The sequence below is a fragment of the Hydrogenophaga sp. L99 genome (assembly GCF_058731905.1).
Genome location: NZ_CM178972.1, coordinates 1570638 through 1588656, shown reverse-complemented (window position 1 = coordinate 1588656; position 18019 = coordinate 1570638). Strand labels below are relative to the sequence as shown.

General features: G+C 61.5%; 17 protein-coding genes. 9 read left to right on the top strand and 8 right to left on the bottom strand.

Annotated features, from left to right (window positions below):
* The first annotated feature begins 68 nt into the window (after positions 1-68).
* Complete coding sequence (locus AC4QBL_RS07500) at positions 69-1079, top strand: DMT family transporter (protein ID WP_472901527.1); 1011 nt, start codon at positions 69-71, stop codon at positions 1077-1079.
* A 36-nt stretch (positions 1080-1115) separates the two neighbouring features.
* Complete coding sequence (locus tag AC4QBL_RS07495; RefSeq protein ID WP_472907460.1) at positions 1116-2216, top strand: enoyl-CoA hydratase/isomerase family protein; 1101 nt, start codon at positions 1116-1118, stop codon at positions 2214-2216.
* A gap of 51 nt (positions 2217-2267) precedes the next feature.
* On the opposite strand, the gene smpB is transcribed toward AC4QBL_RS07495, so the two are convergent.
* Positions 2268-2762, bottom strand: coding sequence for an SsrA-binding protein SmpB (gene smpB / locus AC4QBL_RS07490; RefSeq protein ID WP_472901529.1), 495 nt, complete (start codon positions 2760-2762; stop codon positions 2268-2270).
* Positions 2763-2922: 160 nt separating this feature from the next.
* Here smpB and AC4QBL_RS07485 point away from each other — a divergent pair, with 160 nt between their 5' ends.
* On the top strand, positions 2923-3369 hold the full coding sequence (locus tag AC4QBL_RS07485; RefSeq protein WP_472901530.1) for a type II toxin-antitoxin system RatA family toxin: 447 nt from the start codon (positions 2923-2925) through the stop codon (positions 3367-3369).
* A 9-nt stretch (positions 3370-3378) separates the two neighbouring features.
* Positions 3379-3720 carry an RnfH family protein gene (locus AC4QBL_RS07480; RefSeq protein ID WP_472907459.1) on the top strand — a complete coding sequence of 114 codons (342 nt, stop codon included), beginning with the start codon at positions 3379-3381 and terminating at the stop codon, positions 3718-3720.
* A gap of 70 nt (positions 3721-3790) precedes the next feature.
* Here AC4QBL_RS07480 and AC4QBL_RS07475 read toward each other — a convergent pair whose 3' ends face one another.
* The gene (locus tag AC4QBL_RS07475; protein ID WP_472907458.1) at positions 3791-4333 is read right to left on the bottom strand and encodes a DUF4124 domain-containing protein; all 543 of its coding nucleotides are present in this window, start codon (positions 4331-4333) and stop codon (positions 3791-3793) included.
* A 163-nt stretch (positions 4334-4496) separates the two neighbouring features.
* Between AC4QBL_RS07475 and guaB the strand changes: the two genes are divergently transcribed.
* From guaB to AC4QBL_RS07460, 3 genes are all read left to right on the top strand, one after another.
* Complete coding sequence (gene guaB, locus AC4QBL_RS07470; RefSeq protein ID WP_472901533.1) at positions 4497-5966, top strand: IMP dehydrogenase; 1470 nt, start codon at positions 4497-4499, stop codon at positions 5964-5966.
* Positions 5967-6037: 71 nt separating this feature from the next.
* Entirely contained in the window at positions 6038-7654 is a 1617-nt protein-coding gene (guaA, locus tag AC4QBL_RS07465; RefSeq protein ID WP_472907457.1) for a glutamine-hydrolyzing GMP synthase, read from the top strand.
* Positions 7655-7880: 226 nt separating this feature from the next.
* Positions 7881-9287, top strand: coding sequence for a tyrosine-type recombinase/integrase (locus AC4QBL_RS07460; RefSeq protein WP_472887905.1), 1407 nt, complete (start codon positions 7881-7883; stop codon positions 9285-9287).
* A gap of 232 nt (positions 9288-9519) precedes the next feature.
* Here the strand turns inward: AC4QBL_RS07460 and AC4QBL_RS07455 are convergent, their stop codons facing one another.
* The 5 genes from AC4QBL_RS07455 to AC4QBL_RS07435 are packed head-to-tail and all read right to left on the bottom strand — an operon-like array spanning position 9520 to position 14692.
* Entirely contained in the window at positions 9520-10221 is a 702-nt protein-coding gene (locus AC4QBL_RS07455; protein ID WP_472907456.1) for a Crp/Fnr family transcriptional regulator, read from the bottom strand.
* Between the two features lie 46 nt (positions 10222-10267).
* Positions 10268-11173, bottom strand: a complete 906-nt coding sequence (locus tag AC4QBL_RS07450) for an alpha/beta fold hydrolase (RefSeq protein ID WP_472907455.1) — start codon at positions 11171-11173, stop codon at positions 10268-10270.
* Positions 11174-11183: 10 nt separating this feature from the next.
* Positions 11184-12167, bottom strand: coding sequence for a Bug family tripartite tricarboxylate transporter substrate binding protein (locus AC4QBL_RS07445; protein ID WP_472907454.1), 984 nt, complete (start codon positions 12165-12167; stop codon positions 11184-11186).
* Between the two features lie 50 nt (positions 12168-12217).
* Complete coding sequence (locus tag AC4QBL_RS07440; protein ID WP_472907453.1) at positions 12218-13129, bottom strand: SDR family oxidoreductase; 912 nt, start codon at positions 13127-13129, stop codon at positions 12218-12220.
* A 48-nt stretch (positions 13130-13177) separates the two neighbouring features.
* Positions 13178-14692 carry a flavin-containing monooxygenase gene (locus AC4QBL_RS07435; protein WP_472907452.1) on the bottom strand — a complete coding sequence of 505 codons (1515 nt, stop codon included), beginning with the start codon at positions 14690-14692 and terminating at the stop codon, positions 13178-13180.
* Between the two features lie 1074 nt (positions 14693-15766).
* On the opposite strand from AC4QBL_RS07435, the gene AC4QBL_RS07430 reads away from it, so the two are divergent.
* Both AC4QBL_RS07430 and AC4QBL_RS07425 read left to right on the top strand, forming a co-directional pair.
* Positions 15767-16360 carry a hypothetical protein gene (locus tag AC4QBL_RS07430; RefSeq protein WP_472887903.1) on the top strand — a complete coding sequence of 198 codons (594 nt, stop codon included), beginning with the start codon at positions 15767-15769 and terminating at the stop codon, positions 16358-16360.
* Positions 16357-17325: a relaxase/mobilization nuclease domain-containing protein gene (locus AC4QBL_RS07425; protein WP_472907451.1), complete on the top strand. Its 969-nt coding sequence runs from the start codon at positions 16357-16359 to the stop codon at positions 17323-17325. The genes AC4QBL_RS07430 and AC4QBL_RS07425 overlap by 4 nt, the downstream gene beginning before the upstream one ends.
* Here the strand turns inward: AC4QBL_RS07425 and AC4QBL_RS07420 are convergent.
* The gene (locus AC4QBL_RS07420; protein WP_472888011.1) at positions 17307-18002 is read right to left on the bottom strand and encodes a glutathione S-transferase family protein; all 696 of its coding nucleotides are present in this window, start codon (positions 18000-18002) and stop codon (positions 17307-17309) included. The two genes, AC4QBL_RS07425 and AC4QBL_RS07420, sit on opposite strands and share 19 nt — an antisense overlap.
* Positions 18003-18019: the final 17 nt, after the last annotated feature.

The following is an 18019-nucleotide window of genomic DNA, read 5'->3' as shown; positions in this document are numbered from 1 at the left end:
CGCCCTGCTTGGGGCGGTGTGTCCAGTGGCGCCTGTTGGCAGGCGCCGGTTTTTCCCAGAACAAAGACATGTTCCCTTCTCGCCAGCTGAGCCACACGCAGGCCGTGGTGTTGATGGTTTTGGTCGCCTTTCTCTGGTCGATCGCTGGTGTGGTCTCTCGCCAGTTGGAGTCTGCGGCCCGATTTGAAGTCACGTTCTGGCGCAGCGCGTTCACAGCGCTGTCGCTTGTGGTGATCCTCCCGATCTGGCGCCATGCCAGCGGCTCTCACCTCGCTCAACCTTTGTCTGAACGATCGGTGGTCGGTCAATTCATGCACCGCCACTGGGGCGTGCTGCCTGAAACCCGTGCGTTTTGGCTGTCAGGCGCTTGCTGGAGCGTGATGTTCACGGCCTTCATGTTGGCCTTGACCTTCACCAGCGTGGCCAATGTGCTGATCATTTTGGCTGCTGGGCCTTTGTTTACCGCCCTCGTGGCCCGTTTCACCATTGGCCAACGCCTGCCGCTGCGCACCTGGCTGGCCATTGTGGCCGCGGGTGCTGGCATTGTGTACATGTACGGCAGCCAGATGCTCGCGGCTTTCCAGGGGGAATCGACAGAAGCTTCGGCCCTGGTGCTGGGCTCCCTGGTGGCGCTGTGTGTTCCCGTGGCGGGTGCCATCAATTGGACGGTGGTACAGCGCAGCCAGTCTCAGGGCGAAAAGATTGACCTCGTGCCTTCGGTTTTGCTGGGTGCGCTGATCTCGGCGCTGCTCACCCTGCCTCTGGCATTGCCATTCGCGGCCACGGTATCGGACGTGGGCTGGCTGGCTTTGCTCGGTCTTTTTCAGTTGGCTATCCCCTGCACGCTGTCGGTCGTGTGTGCACGGGTTCTGAAAGCACCCGAAATCTCGCTGCTGGCGTTGCTGGAAGTCGTATTTGGTATTTTGCTGGCGTGGGTATGGGCCCACGAAAAGCCGGCAGCCGAGGTGCTGTTGGGTGGAAGCCTGGTCATTGGCGCCTTGCTCGTCAACGAGTTGTTGGGCTGGCGCTCACGCACCGGCACACCCCGCATTCAGACCGTTAATCAGCCCAGGCAATGACCTGGCCTCGTCCACCCTAGACATAGGACCTTCACCATGACCACGCTCTCTGCCGAAAATCACGTTGTCGCTGAACTGCGCGGCCGGGTGGGTTGCATCACCCTGAACCGCCCGCAGGCGCTCAATGCCCTGTCGCTGGGGATGATTCGCACCCTCACGCAAGCCCTGTTGGACTGGCGCGACGACGAGCAGGTGCTGGCGGTGGTGGTGCGCGGTGTCAACAAGGACGGACCGTTTGGCGCTTTTTGCGCGGGCGGCGACATTCGGTTCTTTCATCAGGCGGCCTTGAGCGGGAACCCCGAGCTGGAAGACTTCTTCACCGAGGAATACGCGCTCAACCATCTGATCCACACCTACGCCAAGCCCTATATCGCGTTGATGGACGGCATCGTCATGGGCGGAGGCATGGGCATCAGTCAGGGCGCGAGCTTGCGCATTGTGACCGAGCGCAGCAAGTTGGCCATGCCAGAAACGGGCATCGGCTTGTTTCCTGACGTGGGTGGCGGATATTTTTTAAGCCGCTGTGCCGGCCGCCTGGGCGAATACCTGGCCCTCACCGGTGTGGTGCTGGGTGGACGCGACGCGATGGCCGCAGGGCTTGCCGACGGGTTCATCGATTCGGGGCGACTGCCTGGCTTGTGGAGTTCGCTGGCCCAGACGCCGTTTGAAAACGGCGCATCGGTTGAACGTTGGTGCGCCAGCCACCTGAACACCGCCACGACACCCGGGACCTGGCCCGTCACGGAGGTTGACCGCATTTTCAGTCTTCCGAGCGTGCCTGAGATCGTGGCAGCGCTGGAGGCCACCGATTCGGACTGGGCGCGCAGCACGCTGGCCACGCTGAACAAACGCTCACCACTGATGTTGCATGTTGTGCTGGAACATATTCGGCGTGCACGCGGCATGGGTCTGGCGGACGATTTGCGCATGGAGCGAGGCCTTGTTCGGCGCTGCTTTCAGTTGCGCCCCGGCGCGGCCAGCGAAACGGTAGAGGGCATTCGCGCGTTGGCAGTGGACAAAGATCACCAGCCGCGCTGGAACCCGGCTCGGGTGGAGGATGTCTCCCTGGAGCAGGTGAGCGCATTCTTTGAAAGCCCCTGGCCAGACCACGCGCACCCGCTGCGCACACTGGCCTGAGTTCGAACGCCAGCGGATCGCACCGCTGGGCTGCTTCGCTGCGGCTGCGGTTCAGCGCTGCCGGCTTTTCATGGCGCGCTCAACCTCGCGCTTGCCTTCGCGGTCCTTGATGGTGTCGCGTTTGTCGTGCTCGGCCTTGCCTTTGGCCAGCGCCATGTCGCATTTCACCTTGCCATTTTTCCAGTGCAGGTTCAGCGGCACCAGCGTGTAGCCTTTTTGCTCGATTTTTCCGATCAGCCGCCGGATCTGGTCTTTGTGCAGCAGCAGTTTTTTGGTGCGAACGGCATCTGGCGAAATGTGGCTGGATGCGGTATTGAGCGGATTGATCTGGCAACCGATCAAGAACAACTCGCCTTCCCGGATCACCACATAGCCATCGGTAAGCTGGACTTTGCCTTCGCGCAGGGCTTTGACTTCCCAGCCTTCGAGCACCATGCCCGCTTCAAAGCGCTCTTCAATGGCGTAGTTGAAAAAGGCTTTCTTGTTGTCAGCGATGCGGCTGTCTGCGCCTTTGACGGAGGTTGATTTGCTGGATTTGGTGGCCATGGGGGTTCAGGTGGGGCCGCATGGTGGGACATGCAAGGCCCATACAATGGGGTTCGGAGCTCAGGCGCTGGTTGCATGTCGCATCGACATGGCATTGACGGCCCTGAGACCAACCGGCTGACCGGCGGGCTTCACACCCGCTTGCACGCAGGTCCATTGTATGAAAACCATTCACAAATCTGTTTTGCTTTGGCACAGCGCACACGAAATGTTTGCGCTGGTGACCGATATCGAACATTACCCCCAGTTTTTGCCTTGGTGCGAGCACGGCGAGGTGCTGGAGCAAGAAGACCACACCATGGTGGCCAAAGTGGGTATGGCCATCAGCGGTCTGCGCCACAGTTTCACCACACGCAATGTGCACGAGGCCGACCGCAAGGTGGTCATGGAGTTGGTGGACGGCCCGTTTTCGCACCTTGACGGTTGCTGGGTGTTCACCCCGCTGGGTGACGGTAGCCAGCGGGCATGCAAGGTGGAATTCACCTTGAGCTATGGATTCAACAGCGCGACCCTGGCCAAGCTGGTTGGGCCCGTCTTTGAAAAAATCGCGGGCAGCTTGGTAGATGCTTTTGTTAAGCGCGCAGACCAGGTCTATGGCAGCGTTTGATCGGTTTTCATGAGCAGCAACCTGCGCATTTTGCTGGTCTACGCCAATGCACCGCGCACGGTGCAGGAAGCCGTGCTCGATGTCGCGCCTGGCACCACCGTTTTGCAGGCACTGCTGCAGTCCTGCTGGTTGGTCCGTTTTCCAGAAATCAATGAGCAGAGCTTGCCACTGGGCGTGTGGGGACGAAAGGCCAGCGGCCACACACCGCTACGGGACGGTGACCGGATCGAGGTTTACAGAGAGCTGCGGGTCGACCCCAAGGTGGCACGCAGGGAGCGGTTTGTGGGGCAGGGCGCAAGGGGCGCGGGCCTCTTTACCCACCGCCGACCGGGTTCTAAAGCGGGTTACTGAGGCTGTCGAACGCTCAGCGTTTGCATTGCGCTAAACCAGCGGGCAGGGCGCCAAACCGGCCGCGTCGCGATCAGTTCACGCCGGCAACACAATCGGAACGGATGAGATCGTCCAGGCGTTTGACCTCAGCGGCTCGGCCGCTGTCATCCATGATCTCCCGCTCGCCTTTGGCATTGGTGGTGGCAATGCGGATACCCGAGTCCAGCGTGGCTTTGGCTCGCTTGGCTCTTTCGCAGTTGTCAGCACGTGCCTTGGCCTGGCGTTCTTCTTCGGCCTTCTTTTTGGCCTGTTCGGCTTCTTCTGCTTGTTTTTTGCGCGCTTCCAGCTGTTCGTCGCGCCCACTCAATTTGGGTGCAGCGACTGTGCTGGTAGAGGCGGCCACCTCGGTGCCCGTCGGCGTTGTGGCTGCGGATACTGCGGGTGTGCGCAACCCAGGGCGTTTGAGAATGCTCTTCTCGGGCACCGTGCTGGGCGGTGGCGTGTCACTGAAGACTTTGCGGCCGGTGCCATCAACCCATTGCCACTGCGCCACTGCGGCGCTGCTGGCAAGTGTGGCCAATACAACCAGTGCCCACTGGCGCCATGGCAGGAAAGAAGACTTTTTGACAAGCATGCTTGAAGTTTAGCGCCGGGGAGGCCGGGCGAGGCTGTGTTTGTGTCGCAGCGGTGAAGAAGTTGCACATCTTCGCCGTTTGATCATTTGCCGCAGGGCGCTCGCGCCGCCCGGGTTTGCCCTGATGGTGGCCGGATACAATATTGTTTTTGGAGCTTTACCCATGCGCCTACTCGGCAAAGCGCTCACCTTCGACGATGTCTTGTTGGTGCCAGCGTACTCCCAAGTCCTTCCCAAGGACACTTCCCTCGCCACCCAGTTTTCACGCAACATCAAGCTGAACCTCCCGCTGGTTTCAGCGGCCATGGACACCGTGACCGAAGCCCGCCTGGCGATCGCCATTGCACAGGAAGGCGGTATTGGCATCGTTCACAAAAACCTCACGGCGCAAGAGCAGGCCGCCCAGGTGGCCAAGGTCAAGCGCTACGAGTCGGGCGTGCTGCGCGACCCTGTCGTCATCACGCCGCAGACCACCATCCGCCAAGTCATGAAGCTGTCTGACGACTTGGGCGTATCTGGCTTCCCAGTGGTGGACGCTGGCCGAGTGGTTGGCATTGTCACCGGGCGCGACTTGCGCTTTGAGACGCGCTACGACCTCCCGGTGAGCGAGATCATGACGCCGCGCGAGCGCCTGATCACCATGCCCGACGGCACTACGCCGGCCGAGGCCAAGACCCTGCTGAACAAACACAAGCTGGAGCGCTTGCTGTTGGTCAACGACGCCTTCGAACTCAAGGGCTTGATCACGGTGAAAGACATCACCAAGCAGCTCAATTTCCCCAACGCTGCGCGCGATGCCGCCGGCCGGCTTCGCGTGGGCGCGGCGGTAGGCGTGGGCGAGGGCACCGAAGAGCGCGTGGAAGCCCTGGTCAAAGCCGGTGTAGACGCCATCGTGGTGGACACCGCTCACGGCCACAGCAAAGGTGTACTGGACCGCGTGCGCTGGGTGAAGCACAACTACCCGCAAGTGGAGGTCATTGGCGGCAATATCGCCACGGGTGGCGCTGCGCTGGCGCTGGTCGAGGCGGGTGCCGACGCCGTCAAGGTGGGCATTGGCCCAGGTTCCATTTGCACCACCCGCATCGTGGCGGGGGTGGGTGTGCCCCAGATCATGGCGATTGACAGTGTTGCCACCGCCTTGCAGGGCACCGGCGTGCCCATGATTGCCGACGGCGGTATCCGCTACAGCGGTGACATTGCCAAAGCCATTGCAGCCGGTGCCAACACGGTGATGATGGGCGGCATGTTTGCCGGCACCGAAGAAGCGCCGGGTGAAATCGTGCTGTACCAAGGGCGCAGCTACAAGAGCTACCGCGGTATGGGCTCCATTGGTGCCATGCAACAGGGCAGTGCCGACCGCTACTTCCAGGAATCCAGCACCGGCAACCCGAATGCCGACAAGCTGGTGCCTGAAGGTATTGAGGGTCGTGTGCCGTACAAGGGCTCGGTCGTCTCCATCATCTTCCAGATGGCGGGCGGTCTGCGCGCCTCCATGGGCTATTGCGGTTGCCCCAGCATTGAGCACATGCGCCACAAGGCCGAGTTTGTCGAAATCACGTCGGCCGGCATTCGCGAAAGCCACGTGCACGACGTCCAAATCACCAAAGAAGCGCCCAACTACCGCGCAGAATAAGCGCCGAGGCGCCAGTGGCCGTCCTGATGGACGGCCTTTTTGCTTTCTGAACAGCCCAGCCAGACAACGCCATGCAACACCAGAAAATCCTCATACTCGATTTCGGTTCCCAGGTCACCCAGCTCATCGCCCGCCGCGTACGCGAAGCGAATGTGTATTGCGAAGTGCACCCCTGCGATGTGAGCAGCGAATGGGTGCGGGAGTTTGCGGCCGACGGCCAGCTCAAGGGCGTGATTCTTTCCGGCAGCCACGCCAGCGTGTACGAGGTGGACGACAAGGCGCCTGACTCGGTGTTCGAACTGGGCGTGCCGGTGCTGGGCATCTGCTATGGGATGCAGACCATGGCGCAGCAGCTGGGTGGCAAGGTCGAGGCAGGCACCACACGCGAGTTTGGCTACGCCGAAGTGCGCGCCCGCGGCCATACCCCGTTGCTGAAAGATATCGCCGACTTTCACACGCCAGAAGGCCACGGCATGCTCAAGGTCTGGATGAGCCACGGCGACAAGGTCACCGAAATGCCGGCGGGCTTCAAGCTCATGGCCAGCACCGAGAGCTGCCCCATTGCTGGCATGGCCGATGTGGACCGTGGCTATTACGCGGTGCAGTTCCACCCCGAAGTGACCCACACGGTGCAGGGTAGGGCGCTGCTGGAGCGCTTCGTGCTCGACATTTGCGGTACCCGGGCCGACTGGGTCATGCGCGACCACATTGAAGAAGCGGTTCAAAAAATCCGCGAACAAGTCGGCGACGAAGAGGTCATCCTGGGTCTGTCCGGCGGCGTAGATTCGTCGGTGGCCGCCGCGCTGATCCACCGCGCCATCGGCGATCAGCTCACCTGCGTTTTTGTCGACCACGGCCTGCTGCGCCTGAACGAGGGCGACATGGTGATGGACATGTTTGTCGGCAAGCTGCACGCCAAGGTGATCCGCGTGGATGCGGCCGATCAGTTCCTCGGCCACCTGGCCGGTGTGAGTGAGCCGGAGGCCAAACGCAAGATCATCGGCCGCGAATTTGTTGAGGTTTTCAAGGCCGAAGCCGCCAAACTGATTTCAAGTGGTGCATCAACAAAAGGTGCCAAGTGGTTGGCACAAGGCACTATTTACCCTGATGTGATCGAGTCGGGTGGTGCCAAGAGCAAGAAGGCCGTCACCATCAAAAGCCACCACAACGTGGGCGGGCTGCCCGAGCAATTGGGCCTGAAGCTGCTAGAGCCGCTGCGCGATCTGTTCAAAGACGAGGTGCGCGAGCTTGGCGTGGCCCTGGGTTTGCCGCACGACATGGTGTACCGCCACCCGTTCCCGGGCCCAGGCCTGGGTGTGCGCATTCTGGGCGAGGTGAAGAAAGAATTTGCCGACCTGCTGCGCCGGGCCGACGCGATCTTCATTGAAGAACTGCGCTCCACCATCGACCATAACAGCGGCAAGAGCTGGTACGACCTGACCAGCCAGGCCTTCACCGTGTTCCTGCCGGTCAAGAGCGTGGGCGTGATGGGCGACGGCCGCACCTACGACTATGTGGTGGCGCTGCGCGCGGTGCAGACCAGCGACTTCATGACCGCTGACTGGGCCGAGCTGCCCTATGCGTTGCTCAAAAAGGTCAGCAGCCGCATCATCAACGAGGTACGCGGCATCAACCGCGTGACCTACGACGTGAGCAGCAAACCGCCGGCCACCATTGAGTGGGAATGAGCCAAGATCGTCCCAAGGTGTTTCGGAACATCCCAGGAAAACCCGATTTCCCTTTAGGGACAAGGACTTAGCGTCCCGCGACGTCCCATCGAATCCCAGGGCGTCCCAGGCGTTCTGACGGTTGACTTGACGGTATCCGGACACCTAAGCTGGCAGGCCTGCAGCGATACCGTCAGACCCCATGACGGTATTTCGGTCCTGCGAAATGCAACGGATCGGAGACCTCATGAACACCTCGATGGAACGGGCGCGGGTTGGGCTGGTAAGCGCGAGAACGCGCCACGGATTGACGGAAATCAAACTGCGAGAACTACTGCCGGGCGAGAGGGCCTACAAGGTCAGCGACGGAGGCAACGGTCTCTACGTCGTCGTCTCGCCCAGTGGCAGCAGGTCCTTCCGCTACGACTACCGATTGAGCGGCCGACGCGAGACGCTGACCATCGGACGCCATGAACCGGTGGCCCGCCATGCTCAGCGATCTCACCTGGCCTACGGCATGGATGTGACACTGGAGGAGGCGCGCCTCCTGCTGGCTCGGGCGCGTGTCGATGTCAGTTCCGGGCGATCACCCGCCCGGGCCAAGGTCGAGCAGCGCAGCGAAGTCGCCGACGCCATGAATTTCGGGCGCTGGGCGAAGCGGTACTTTGAGTTCAAGTCCGACACCAAGAGCGGCGCCGAGCGCCTGGCCGACAGCACTCTGGCTTTGCGGCGTTCGATCTACGACCGCATCCTGGCCGGCCCGTTCGGGAAGTTGAACCTCGATGAAATCAAGCCGGTCGCGCTGGGTGAGTTGCTCGACCGCGTCAAGACTGAACGAGGCCCAGGTCCTGCCGTGCACGCCAGGGAACTGGTGTTGCAGATCTACCGGTTCGCCAATGGCAAGGGCGTCGACATCGCCAATCCGGCGGAAGCGCTCGCTCGGAAGGCCTACGCGACGTTTGTCCCGCGTGAGCGCAACCTGAGCCGCCACGAAATCAAGACCTTGCTCGACGGACTGGAGATGACGGGCACTGCCCCGACACTGCGGCTGGCCGTCAGGTTCTTGCTGCTGACGGGTGTGCGCAAAGGTGAGTTCATCGGGGCCACCTGGGCGGAAGTGGACTGGGAACGGGCCCAGTGGCTGATCCCCGCCGCAAGGATGAAGGCAGGCAAGCCGCATACGGTGTATCTGGCAGAGCAGGCCCTGGACATTTTGACAACGCTTCGAACCTGCTTTCCGTCGAGCAACTTTCTCCATCCAAGCCGGTATGACTCCGCCGAGCCGATCAGCCAAGCCACGCTGAACCGGACGATCGCCGCTTCGGTGGACCGGATCAACAAGGATCGAACACCCAGTCAGGAGCTGTTTCTGCCAGTCTCCGTGCACGACCTGCGCCGAACGTTCTCGTCACGCCTCAACGACGCGCTCTTCCCGGAAGCATTGGTGGAAGCCTGCCTGGCCCACCAGAGAAAGGACCAAGTCGCTGCCGCCTACAACCATGCTCGGTTGTCCGGGCCTCGGCGGGCCCTCATGCAAGTCTGGGCGGACATGGTGGACTGCTGGATGCGTGGTGATTCCGCGAGGGAGATCATCGTCAGGGGGAAGGCGAAGATCGATGCGGCGGCGAACGACGCAGAAGGCATGAACTTGTAGGCTGAAGCAACACCCTGTGTAGTTTTCGTTGCTCGGCGCGTCTGTCTGGACCCAGCATGAAGCGCCTTTTGCGCTCCAGATACCGCTTTGCAGCGATTGCGGTCCTTCAGAATCTACCTACAAGCTTGCGCTGAGTTGATGCAAGCGGCCATTGGAGTACGGCTACACGCGTTGTGCCGAACGACCGCTCACTTGGTCGTACAAAACAGGTGGGGCATTTCGTCGTGAGTTTTCAGAGGGCGTGGAGTGCCAGCCGCTTCAGCGCCTTCAGATCGAGCAGCAAAATGCCGCGATAGCTGACCTGAAGCACACCAAGACCCTCCCATTGCTTCAGTACTTTGTTGACGCTCTGCCTGGACACGCCCAGCATGTGCCCGAGACCCTCCTGAGAAACATCGAGCGCAACGCTTACGCCCTGCCGAGCGTGCGGGTTCTCCAGAGTGTGTGCCTCCAGCAACTTGCGGGCCAGCCTCACGGGTAAGGGGTCCAGCACAGCGCCGTCCATGCGGTCCAAGGTTGACTTGTAGCGCAGGCCCATTAGGCGCAGAAACTGCAACAGGAAATCCGGGCGATCGTCCACCAAGCGATGCAGTGTTTTGGCGGGCAGCACCAACAGATCGCTTTGCACCACGGCGAACGCGTCGTGTGCACGCGCCTGTCCTGAAAAAACAGACGCCTCGCCGAACCAATGCCCAGGAGTCACCAACCCCAACACCGCTTCCCGCCCGCTGACGCTGGTCACGCACAGGCGCACCAGGCCGCGTTCGATACAGAACATCGCATCAGGCGCCGAACCGCGCGCAAAAAGCAGTTCCTTCTTGGCCAGCCGTTGTCGCCGCGCGTGCTGCCGCAGCAAGGCGTCTAGCTCGGGGTCCAACGCACCCACCGAGCCGGCCGTTAAATGGTCGCGGGGGGTGTTGGCGCTTTGCTTCACGGTTGAGCGTAGGCCGACCACGGTGCGTGTTGCGCTGCCCCAGCCTTCAGACCGACAGGAACTGGGTCACCAGCCGGTTGAATTTGTGGGCTTGCTCCACATGGGGTATGTGTCCGCAACGCCCCAAGACGTGCAAATCTGCCTGCTGCATGCGCACGGCCATCTGGATGCCGATGTCCAATGGCACCACCCGGTCTTCGCTGCCCCAGATCACCAGCGCAGGCGCTGCGATGTCACACAACCTGTGTGCCACGTCGCCAAACTGTTGGGGATACTGGGCAAGACTCATGCTGAAGTTGTCCAAGTGCTCTGGCCGCGATTGTGCTGCGACAACCATTTTGTGAATGACCGCGTCAGTGTATGGCGCCGGGTCACAGACAACCGCGTCTATGAATCTTCGCATGTTTTCGGCGGTAGGCGACCGATAGAACGCCAGCATCAACCGGACGCCCTCGGGCTGCGCCGGCTGAAAGCTGCTTCGGCCGCCGGTGCCTCCAGCCACCAGCACCAGCTTGGCTACGCGTCGGGGCCACTGCAAGGCGAAAGCCACTGCGCTGTGGGCGCCCATGGAAGCGCCCATCACGTGGACAGGCTGCTCGACGCCTGCCGTCTGGAGCACCGCAGCGAGTGCCCTCGCATTGAGCGAAGATCTGTCCTCCAGACACAAGACCGGTGCACTGCGCCCCCATCCTGGCAGATCCGGGCAGATCACTCGGTGTCCTGCATCCACCAAGGCATCGCGGTTGGCGGCAAAGCTGGACCATCCTGTTGAGCCCGGGCCGGACCCATGCAGCATCGCCACGACGGGGCCTTGTGTCAGGCCGGGTGCTGAATCGGTGTAGTGAATCGCCAGCAAACGCCCGCCGTGTTCCAGAACAGCACGCTGTGAAGCCCCATCTTCATTCAAAGGTGTTCCGGCCGGAGTTCTGCAGGGTACAGCAGCCTGTTGCATGACACCGTGCCTACTGGGTTACACGGATATTGCCCGCCTTGGCGATCTTGGCGTAAATCGCTGCGTCCGTCTTCAACTGCTGCAGAAATTCCTCAGGCGTACCGCCGCCAGGCAACACACCCAAGGTCTTGAATTTCGCCAGGATGTCCGGCATGCGCAGAATGCTGCTCACCTCAGCGGCCAGCTTCTGTGCAATGGCCGGTGGCGTGCCGGCAGGCAGGAACAGGCCGTGCCATCCGACCGTATCGAACGAGTGGTAACCCATTTCTGTGAATGTCGGCACATCGGGCAATTCGGGGATGCGCTTGGGGCCGGCCACCGCCAAAGGTCGCATGGCCTTGCTGTTGGGCAGCGCCGACGGAATGTCAATGAAGGCGCTGGGCAGATGCCCACCGGACAAATCGGTCACCATGGGTGCCGATCCCATAAAAGGCACGTGCGCTATGTCGAGCCCGGCTTGCTGCTTGAGCAACTCACCGTGCAAATGGGCGCCACTGCCGATGCCGTAGCTGCCGAAGCTGTATTGAGCAGGACTGGCTTTGGCGAGGGCGAGGTACTCCTTGAACGACTTGGCTGGCGATGTGGTGGGCACCACAAACAGGTTGTTCGTCTGCAGCGTCATTACGACTGGCGACAAATCTTTGAGGGGGTCGAAGGGGGGCTTCTCGAGAACGGCGGGCAGTTGGATCAACACCGTGTTGTGGACCAGCACCGTGTAGCCATCTGCGGGCGCCTTGATCACCGCTTGTGCGCCGATGATTCCCGATGCGCCCGGCCGGTTGTCGATGATCACCGGCTGGCCCCATGCCTGCTGCAGCTTCTCACCAATCATGCGCGCCACCGCATCCGATGCGCCACCCGCGGGATAAGGCACCACAAATTTGATCGGGCGGCTCGGATAGGCCGCTTGTGCCGTGGCCGACGACAAGGCCCAGGGGCCCAATGTGAGCAGCGAAAGCGCTGCCGCTTGAAATGCGCGTTTGCTCAGTTTCATGGTGATGTCTCCAGTTTTCGAGGATGGGCAGGGGGAAAAGGACAAGACGTTCACTGCGTAAGCGCAGACAAGATGCGGTCGCGCCGTTGTTTCAGCGCCGGGACCAGGTCGTAAGGCAGGTCCGGGTTGGTCTGGTTCAAGACGTGATCGATTCGAGCCTTCACGAGCGGAAGGGCTTCCGGACTTGGAAACACGTAGAAACGGTCATCTGCTACCGCTTCAAAGGTGATTTCGGCGACTGCATCGGCCGAGATGGCGCCGTTTTTCACCGCCTGCTGGGCAGCGGCGCGTGCGGCTAGCTGGGATTTGGTCAAGGGTGCCGCATCCAGCAGATGCGCTGGGCGGTTTCGATCGGAGTGGCCAATCTCCGTCGACACATAAGATGGGCATAGCACCGCCGCGTGCAGTTGTGGCGTCACCAACTGCAGGTCGTGCCGCAGGCATTCGGAAAGGGCCACCACCGCGTGCTTGGAAACGCTGTAAATCCCCATCCCAGGGGCCGTGAGCAGACCTGCCATAGACGCTGTGTTGACAATGCAGCCCTCGTAGCCGGGATCTGCGGCAGCCGAGGCGACCATCCTGGGCGTGAAGCTGCGAATGCCGTTGATGACACCCTTGAGGTTCACGCCCAGCAGCCAGTCCCAGTCTTTTTCAGTGTTCTCCCACACCAATCCACCCGCGGTCACACCCGCGTTGTTGAACAGGAGATGGACCTTGCCAAAACGATCCATGGCCGCTTGTGCGAGTTGATCGACGGCCGATGCATCAGACACGTCAATGACAATGCCGATGACCTCCGCACCATCGGATCGCAGACTGTTCACGGTTTGGTTGAGCACACCGGCTTCGATGTCTGCCAGCACAAGCCTCATGCCGCGCCGAGCAGCGGCAATTGCCAGCGCCTTGCCCAGGCCGGCGCCGGCCCCGGTGATGACAGCCACGCTGTCCTTGAATTGCCTCATGTGAACACTCCAGACTGCCGACGTGAGCCGAGCAAGGTTGATACGGGCTCAGTAGCCGTAGGAAAAAACGGGATCGGTCAGATCGATGGTCGGCAGCACCTGACTTTCGTACCGGTAGTCCTGGCTGTGCTGCCATTCGGGCTTGTCTCCGCGCTTGGGCATGCGGTCCAGTCCGCGCAGCAGGTAGCCTGCGTTCAAGTCCTCGGTATCCACCCAAGGCTGGATAGACATACCGGCATCCGAGGGCCGCAGCTTTGGGGCCACACTCCTGGCCTGGCTGGCCCGCATGTGGTCCAGCAAGTTGCAGACAAAGGTGCCAATCAGCTCGGCACGCAGCGTCCAGCTGTAGCGGCCGTAGCCATAGACCCAAGCCATGTTCGGCACGCCCGTGAACATGATCCCGCGGTAGCTCACTTTTTCGGCGAAATCCACGAGCTGTTCGTCAACAGTGAAGGGAATCTCCCCCATGACAGACAGGTCGAAGCCGGTGGCGGTCACGATGACGTCGCAATCCAGACGATCGCCCGACTGGAGGCGGATGCCTGTTTCGTCGATTTCAGCAATGTGATCAGTCACCACCGAGGCTTTGCCGCCTCTGATCGCCTTGAACAGGTCGCCATCGGGCACAAATGCCACGCGCTGTTGCAGCGGTTTGTACGGGGGCGTGAAGTGCCGCTCCGCATCAAATCCTTCCGGCAAGCAGGCTTTCACGCCGGCAATCAGCTGGGCCTTCAGTCCATCCGGATTGGAACGAGCCCGGTCGATGAGGTCGGCCCGGTCGCGCACCACTTTGCGCCGCATGATTTCGTGAATCCAGGCTTCATCGATTTCCAGCTTGCGCAGTTCTTCTGCCAGTGCATCCGCGTTGCGCCCGGTCGCGAAGAAGGTGGGCGTGCGTTGCAGCATGGTCACGTGCCCACATTGATCGGCCAGCGACGGGATCAGCGTGGCAGCCGTCGCGCCGGAGCCAATCACGACCACACGCTTTCCCGACAGATCCACGTTGTCTGGCCAATGCTGCGGGTGGATCACATCGCCTTTGAAGCGCTCCAAGCCTGGCCACTTGGGTGTGTAGCCCTTGTCGTGTCTGTAATAACCCTGGCACATCCAGAGAAAACTCGCTTCAATCTGCTTGGACTCTGGCTCGGCGCCATGCTCGGAGTCCGCTGTGACGTCAAGTCGCCAGGAATGGGATTGACTGGACCAGGCCGCCGATCGAACCTTGTGGCGAAAGCGGATGTGCGGTGCCAACTCGGCGTCCTCAATCACCGAGCCGAGGTAGTCGAGTATTTCTTCTCGTGAAGCGATGGGCTTGCTGGTCCACGGCTTGAACTGGTATCCAAAGGTGAAGAGGTCGCTGTCGGAGCGTGCACCCGGGTATTTGTGGATGAGCCAGGTGCCGCCATAGGAGTCCATGGCGTCCAGGATCACAAAGCTCAGTTCAGGGCACCTCTGACGCAGCATGTGGGCGCACCCGATGCCGGAGATGCCCGCTCCGACGATCACCACATCAAAACGCTCGATGGCCGCTGAGTCAGTCGAAACCGCGCTGTTCACCTGCATGTGTTGTCTCCATGGGTCGGGCGTCTTTTGCGCCCCGTCTGGAGAAATTATGTTGAGCGTGCCAACACAAGACTGTCGCCTTTTAGCAGTCTTTCAAATACTCAATCGACGAGTCGAGACAACACCACTCACGACTTTCCTCTGAGCTCGAGGGATAGGACAGCGGGTGGCCCACCACATGAACGACGCACGAATTTAAAGTTCGATACGGCTCAGGCTACCGACGCAAAGGAGGTCGGATTGAAGTTGGAGCGATGGACATCGCTTCTACGCAGGTCCAGCTGCCGTTTTTATAACGTGCTCGAATCCGCGCCGACCAGTGACTGTTTTGGGCGGTCAATCGGCTGTTTGATTTTCAGCCTGGTGAATGACCGGTTATGGCATCGGACAAAAGCGCAGTTGTCAAATTCAAAGTCTGGTCCCAGCCTTCAAGCGACCTTCGATTTTTCAAGTTCGGCTGTGCAGCGACAGCCGTGGGTGGACGCGGGCAGGGAGGCTCACTGCGACAGGACCACCGGCCTATGTCGAGGAGGCCAGATAAAGAGTGCCACCGCAGCAACACCAGCCACAAGAAGGCCAAGATCCGGCTGGCCACTTCGCGCTGCACAGTTGCATTGCTGACGTGCACACCAGAGGAAGCCAGCGCCAGACGAATGGCCTCGAAGTTGTAGCCCTGGGCACGCAGCGCTCGCATCTCGGGCGCAAAGCGCCGAGCTTTGCGCGAGCTCCGGCCGGGCGCTTCGTTCGGGACCAGTTTTATCGCGTCATTTCTATTCATTTTTCGTGCAGCAGTTGATCGGTTGCTGTTCAGTTTGTGCAGTGCCTGTGCGCTGGCTGTTCAACCTGTGCAGTTGCTGAGCACTTTCTGTTCAGTCGTGTGATGGGTGCCTTGCGTTGACACCCATCTTCGACCCTCCTACAGCCCTTTCACGTGCTGGATTTGCGCCCGAATCCAGCACGTCAGGGTGCTCGATCCAGGGACAGACTGTCTGCATGGATGAGTGCAGAGATAGGCGGCCCGCCGCCGATTTCACAAACCACTCGCTTCGCTCTCGTTTGAACTTTGAGGGACCCATGAAGACTCGCAACCCCGACTTCATCACAGTCGACATGCGCGGCCTCAAGGCCGCGCTGGTGAGCTGCGCTCAGGCCCGCCGGGAGAGCGTGTCGGTGCTGGTTCGACGCGCTGTGGTCCGCGAACTCGGACAGTCCGAGTCTGTCTCTCAGTTGGTCGTCGATACCGGGCGCTTTGGCGCGTCGCACGAGCCCCGGGTCAAGTTGTCAATCAGATTGACAACCCCCGAGGCCAGGCGACTGGTGGTCGGTGCGCACACCGCACAGATGTCGCGTGATGCCTACCTGGCGGGTTTGATCATGGGTGTTCCTGCCCTGACCACAGGCGCCAGCCGCACCGTAGAAATCGTTGAACTCATCAAGTCCAACGCGAAGCTCTCCAGCCTCAGCCGGAACATCCACACCCTCTCGCGCCTGCTCGCCCAGAGCAACGTGCAAAAAGCAGTGGCCTACCGCGACATGCTCGACACGCTGGACGGAGACGTCCGGCGTCACCTCGCCCAGGCGGCAACCTTGATGGCCGATCTGCGCCCGCGTGGGTCATCCACAGACCATCCACCGGTCCAACCGGTGACTTCAAGGAGAACGCCATGAGCCAATCACCGGACATCGACGGGTTACTCGTCCAGTGGGGTGATCGCCTGTTCTACCCTGGCAACCGGGTGGTCAAGGTCAGGCCGCAACCCAGGCTGGGTGATGGGGGCATGCACCAGCGCGCGGACGCCATCCGCAAGCGCATTGAATCCACCGTGGTGAAGCGAGCACCCCAGGTCATGGTCAAGGTCACCGGGGGAGGGCGGGGCATGCTGGCCATTGCAGCCCACTTCCGGTTCATCAGCAAGAACGGCCGTCTTGGCATGGAAAACGAACAGGGCGAAATCCTGCAAGGACGGTCGGCTGTCTACGAGCTGAGCGACGAGTGGCGCTACGGCGGCAGCCTGATCGCAGACGAAGGACACAGGCGCGAGGCCTTCAACATCATGTTGTCCATGCCACGCGGCATGGACCCACGGATCGTCCAGCAGGCGGCGAGCGAATTTGCAAAGACCGAGCTGGCCAACCACAAGTACGTGATGGTGCTGCACGATCACCAGGCGAACCCGCATGTGCACCTCAGCGTACGGGCTGAGTCGATCTACGGCAAACGACTCAACCCGCGCAAGGCCGATCTGCAACGGTGGCGCGAGACCTTTGCCGACAAATTGCGCGGCTATGGGGTGGAGGCCGAAGCCACCCGGCAGGCCACGCGGTTTCAGACCAGGAACTCGGAAGCACTGTGGCGGCTGAAGGCCAGGGATGACGGACGCTTGAGGAAAGCCAGGCCAGAGGACAAGAGCAGCCCGAAATCGCGGACCACCCGGACCGAGGCGTTGCGTGCCTGGTTGCACATTGGCCAGGCCCTTGCCAAGTCACCTGATGCCAGAGACGTGAAGCTGGCCGGGTCGATCGCGGTGTTCTTGCAGGGATCATCCCTTCCGGTCGGGCTGTCCAGGATGCCACCAGACCGTACACAACCGACACGAATGGGGGAGGTTGTTGATCATGAGGTCAGGCGATGATGGTCTGCCTTGCTCAGGCTGGCGAGATGGTCTCGAACGCGCTGCAGCATCCACAGGCTGTAGGGGCGCACGATGCGCTCGCCGGTGCAGCCCTCCAGCGTGAACCGGTGTTGCCCCAGCGTGCGCGGCAGGGGCTGGCCGGGGTGGTCGGTCATCCATTGCCGGACCAGGTGTGCACTGTCCACTAGGACCGGCAACTGTTCGCGGGCCATGCGTCGCAGCACCGGTTTGAGCGTCTCGGGAATGGCGTCGTCGGGCAGCGGTTGGCCGAGCAAACCGCTTGGCCGGAACTGCAGTTGCTCGACCCAGCGCGCCACATGGGGCGCCAGGCGCCGCATCAGCTCGCCGGACGCCGGGTCGCGCCAGAGGTGGGCGTACAGCGGTCCGATGAGCCCGAAGTCGCCCAGGGTGGCGGCGGCGCCGAGCAGGGCAGGGTGCTGCGCCAAGTGGGTATCCAGCTCCTTGAGCAGCTGTTCATAGCTCGCCTCCACGGCGGCCGGCATGTCGGGCGTGGCGCCCAGCAACTCGGCTGCTGCAGCAAAGGGTGCCGCGCGGCGGGCGCCGATGAGCAGTTGCTCTTCTGGCGTGGCTTGTGGCGCATTGAGTGCGCCAAACTGCGCCACCGCCAGTCCCGGTTGTGGTGCCAGCGGTAGTGCATGGCCGGTATGACCAGCCACTCGTCGCCATAGGTCTC

Excerpts from the sequence above, each read along its gene's own strand:
- AC4QBL_RS07435 (WP_472907452.1), bottom strand. The coding sequence starts at position 14,692 with ATGCAGGTGAACAGCGCGGTTTCGACTGACTCAGCGGCCATCGAGCGT.
- guaA (WP_472907457.1), top strand. The coding sequence starts at position 6,038 with ATGCAACACCAGAAAATCCTCATACTCGATTTCGGTTCCCAGGTCACC.
- AC4QBL_RS07425 (WP_472907451.1), top strand. The coding sequence starts at position 16,357 with ATGAGCCAATCACCGGACATCGACGGGTTACTCGTCCAGTGGGGTGAT.
- AC4QBL_RS07500 (WP_472901527.1), top strand. The coding sequence starts at position 69 with ATGTTCCCTTCTCGCCAGCTGAGCCACACGCAGGCCGTGGTGTTGATG.
- AC4QBL_RS07450 (WP_472907455.1), bottom strand. The coding sequence starts at position 11,173 with ATGCAACAGGCTGCTGTACCCTGCAGAACTCCGGCCGGAACACCTTTG.
- smpB (WP_472901529.1), bottom strand. The coding sequence starts at position 2,762 with ATGGCCACCAAATCCAGCAAATCAACCTCCGTCAAAGGCGCAGACAGC.
- guaB (WP_472901533.1), top strand. The coding sequence starts at position 4,497 with ATGCGCCTACTCGGCAAAGCGCTCACCTTCGACGATGTCTTGTTGGTG.
- AC4QBL_RS07430 (WP_472887903.1), top strand. The coding sequence starts at position 15,767 with ATGAAGACTCGCAACCCCGACTTCATCACAGTCGACATGCGCGGCCTC.
- AC4QBL_RS07495 (WP_472907460.1), top strand. The coding sequence starts at position 1,116 with ATGACCACGCTCTCTGCCGAAAATCACGTTGTCGCTGAACTGCGCGGC.
- AC4QBL_RS07475 (WP_472907458.1), bottom strand. The coding sequence starts at position 4,333 with ATGCTTGTCAAAAAGTCTTCTTTCCTGCCATGGCGCCAGTGGGCACTG.
- AC4QBL_RS07440 (WP_472907453.1), bottom strand. The coding sequence starts at position 13,129 with ATGAGGCAATTCAAGGACAGCGTGGCTGTCATCACCGGGGCCGGCGCC.
- AC4QBL_RS07460 (WP_472887905.1), top strand. The coding sequence starts at position 7,881 with ATGAACACCTCGATGGAACGGGCGCGGGTTGGGCTGGTAAGCGCGAGA.
- AC4QBL_RS07445 (WP_472907454.1), bottom strand. The coding sequence starts at position 12,167 with ATGAAACTGAGCAAACGCGCATTTCAAGCGGCAGCGCTTTCGCTGCTC.
- AC4QBL_RS07480 (WP_472907459.1), top strand. The coding sequence starts at position 3,379 with ATGAGCAGCAACCTGCGCATTTTGCTGGTCTACGCCAATGCACCGCGC.
- AC4QBL_RS07485 (WP_472901530.1), top strand. The coding sequence starts at position 2,923 with ATGAAAACCATTCACAAATCTGTTTTGCTTTGGCACAGCGCACACGAA.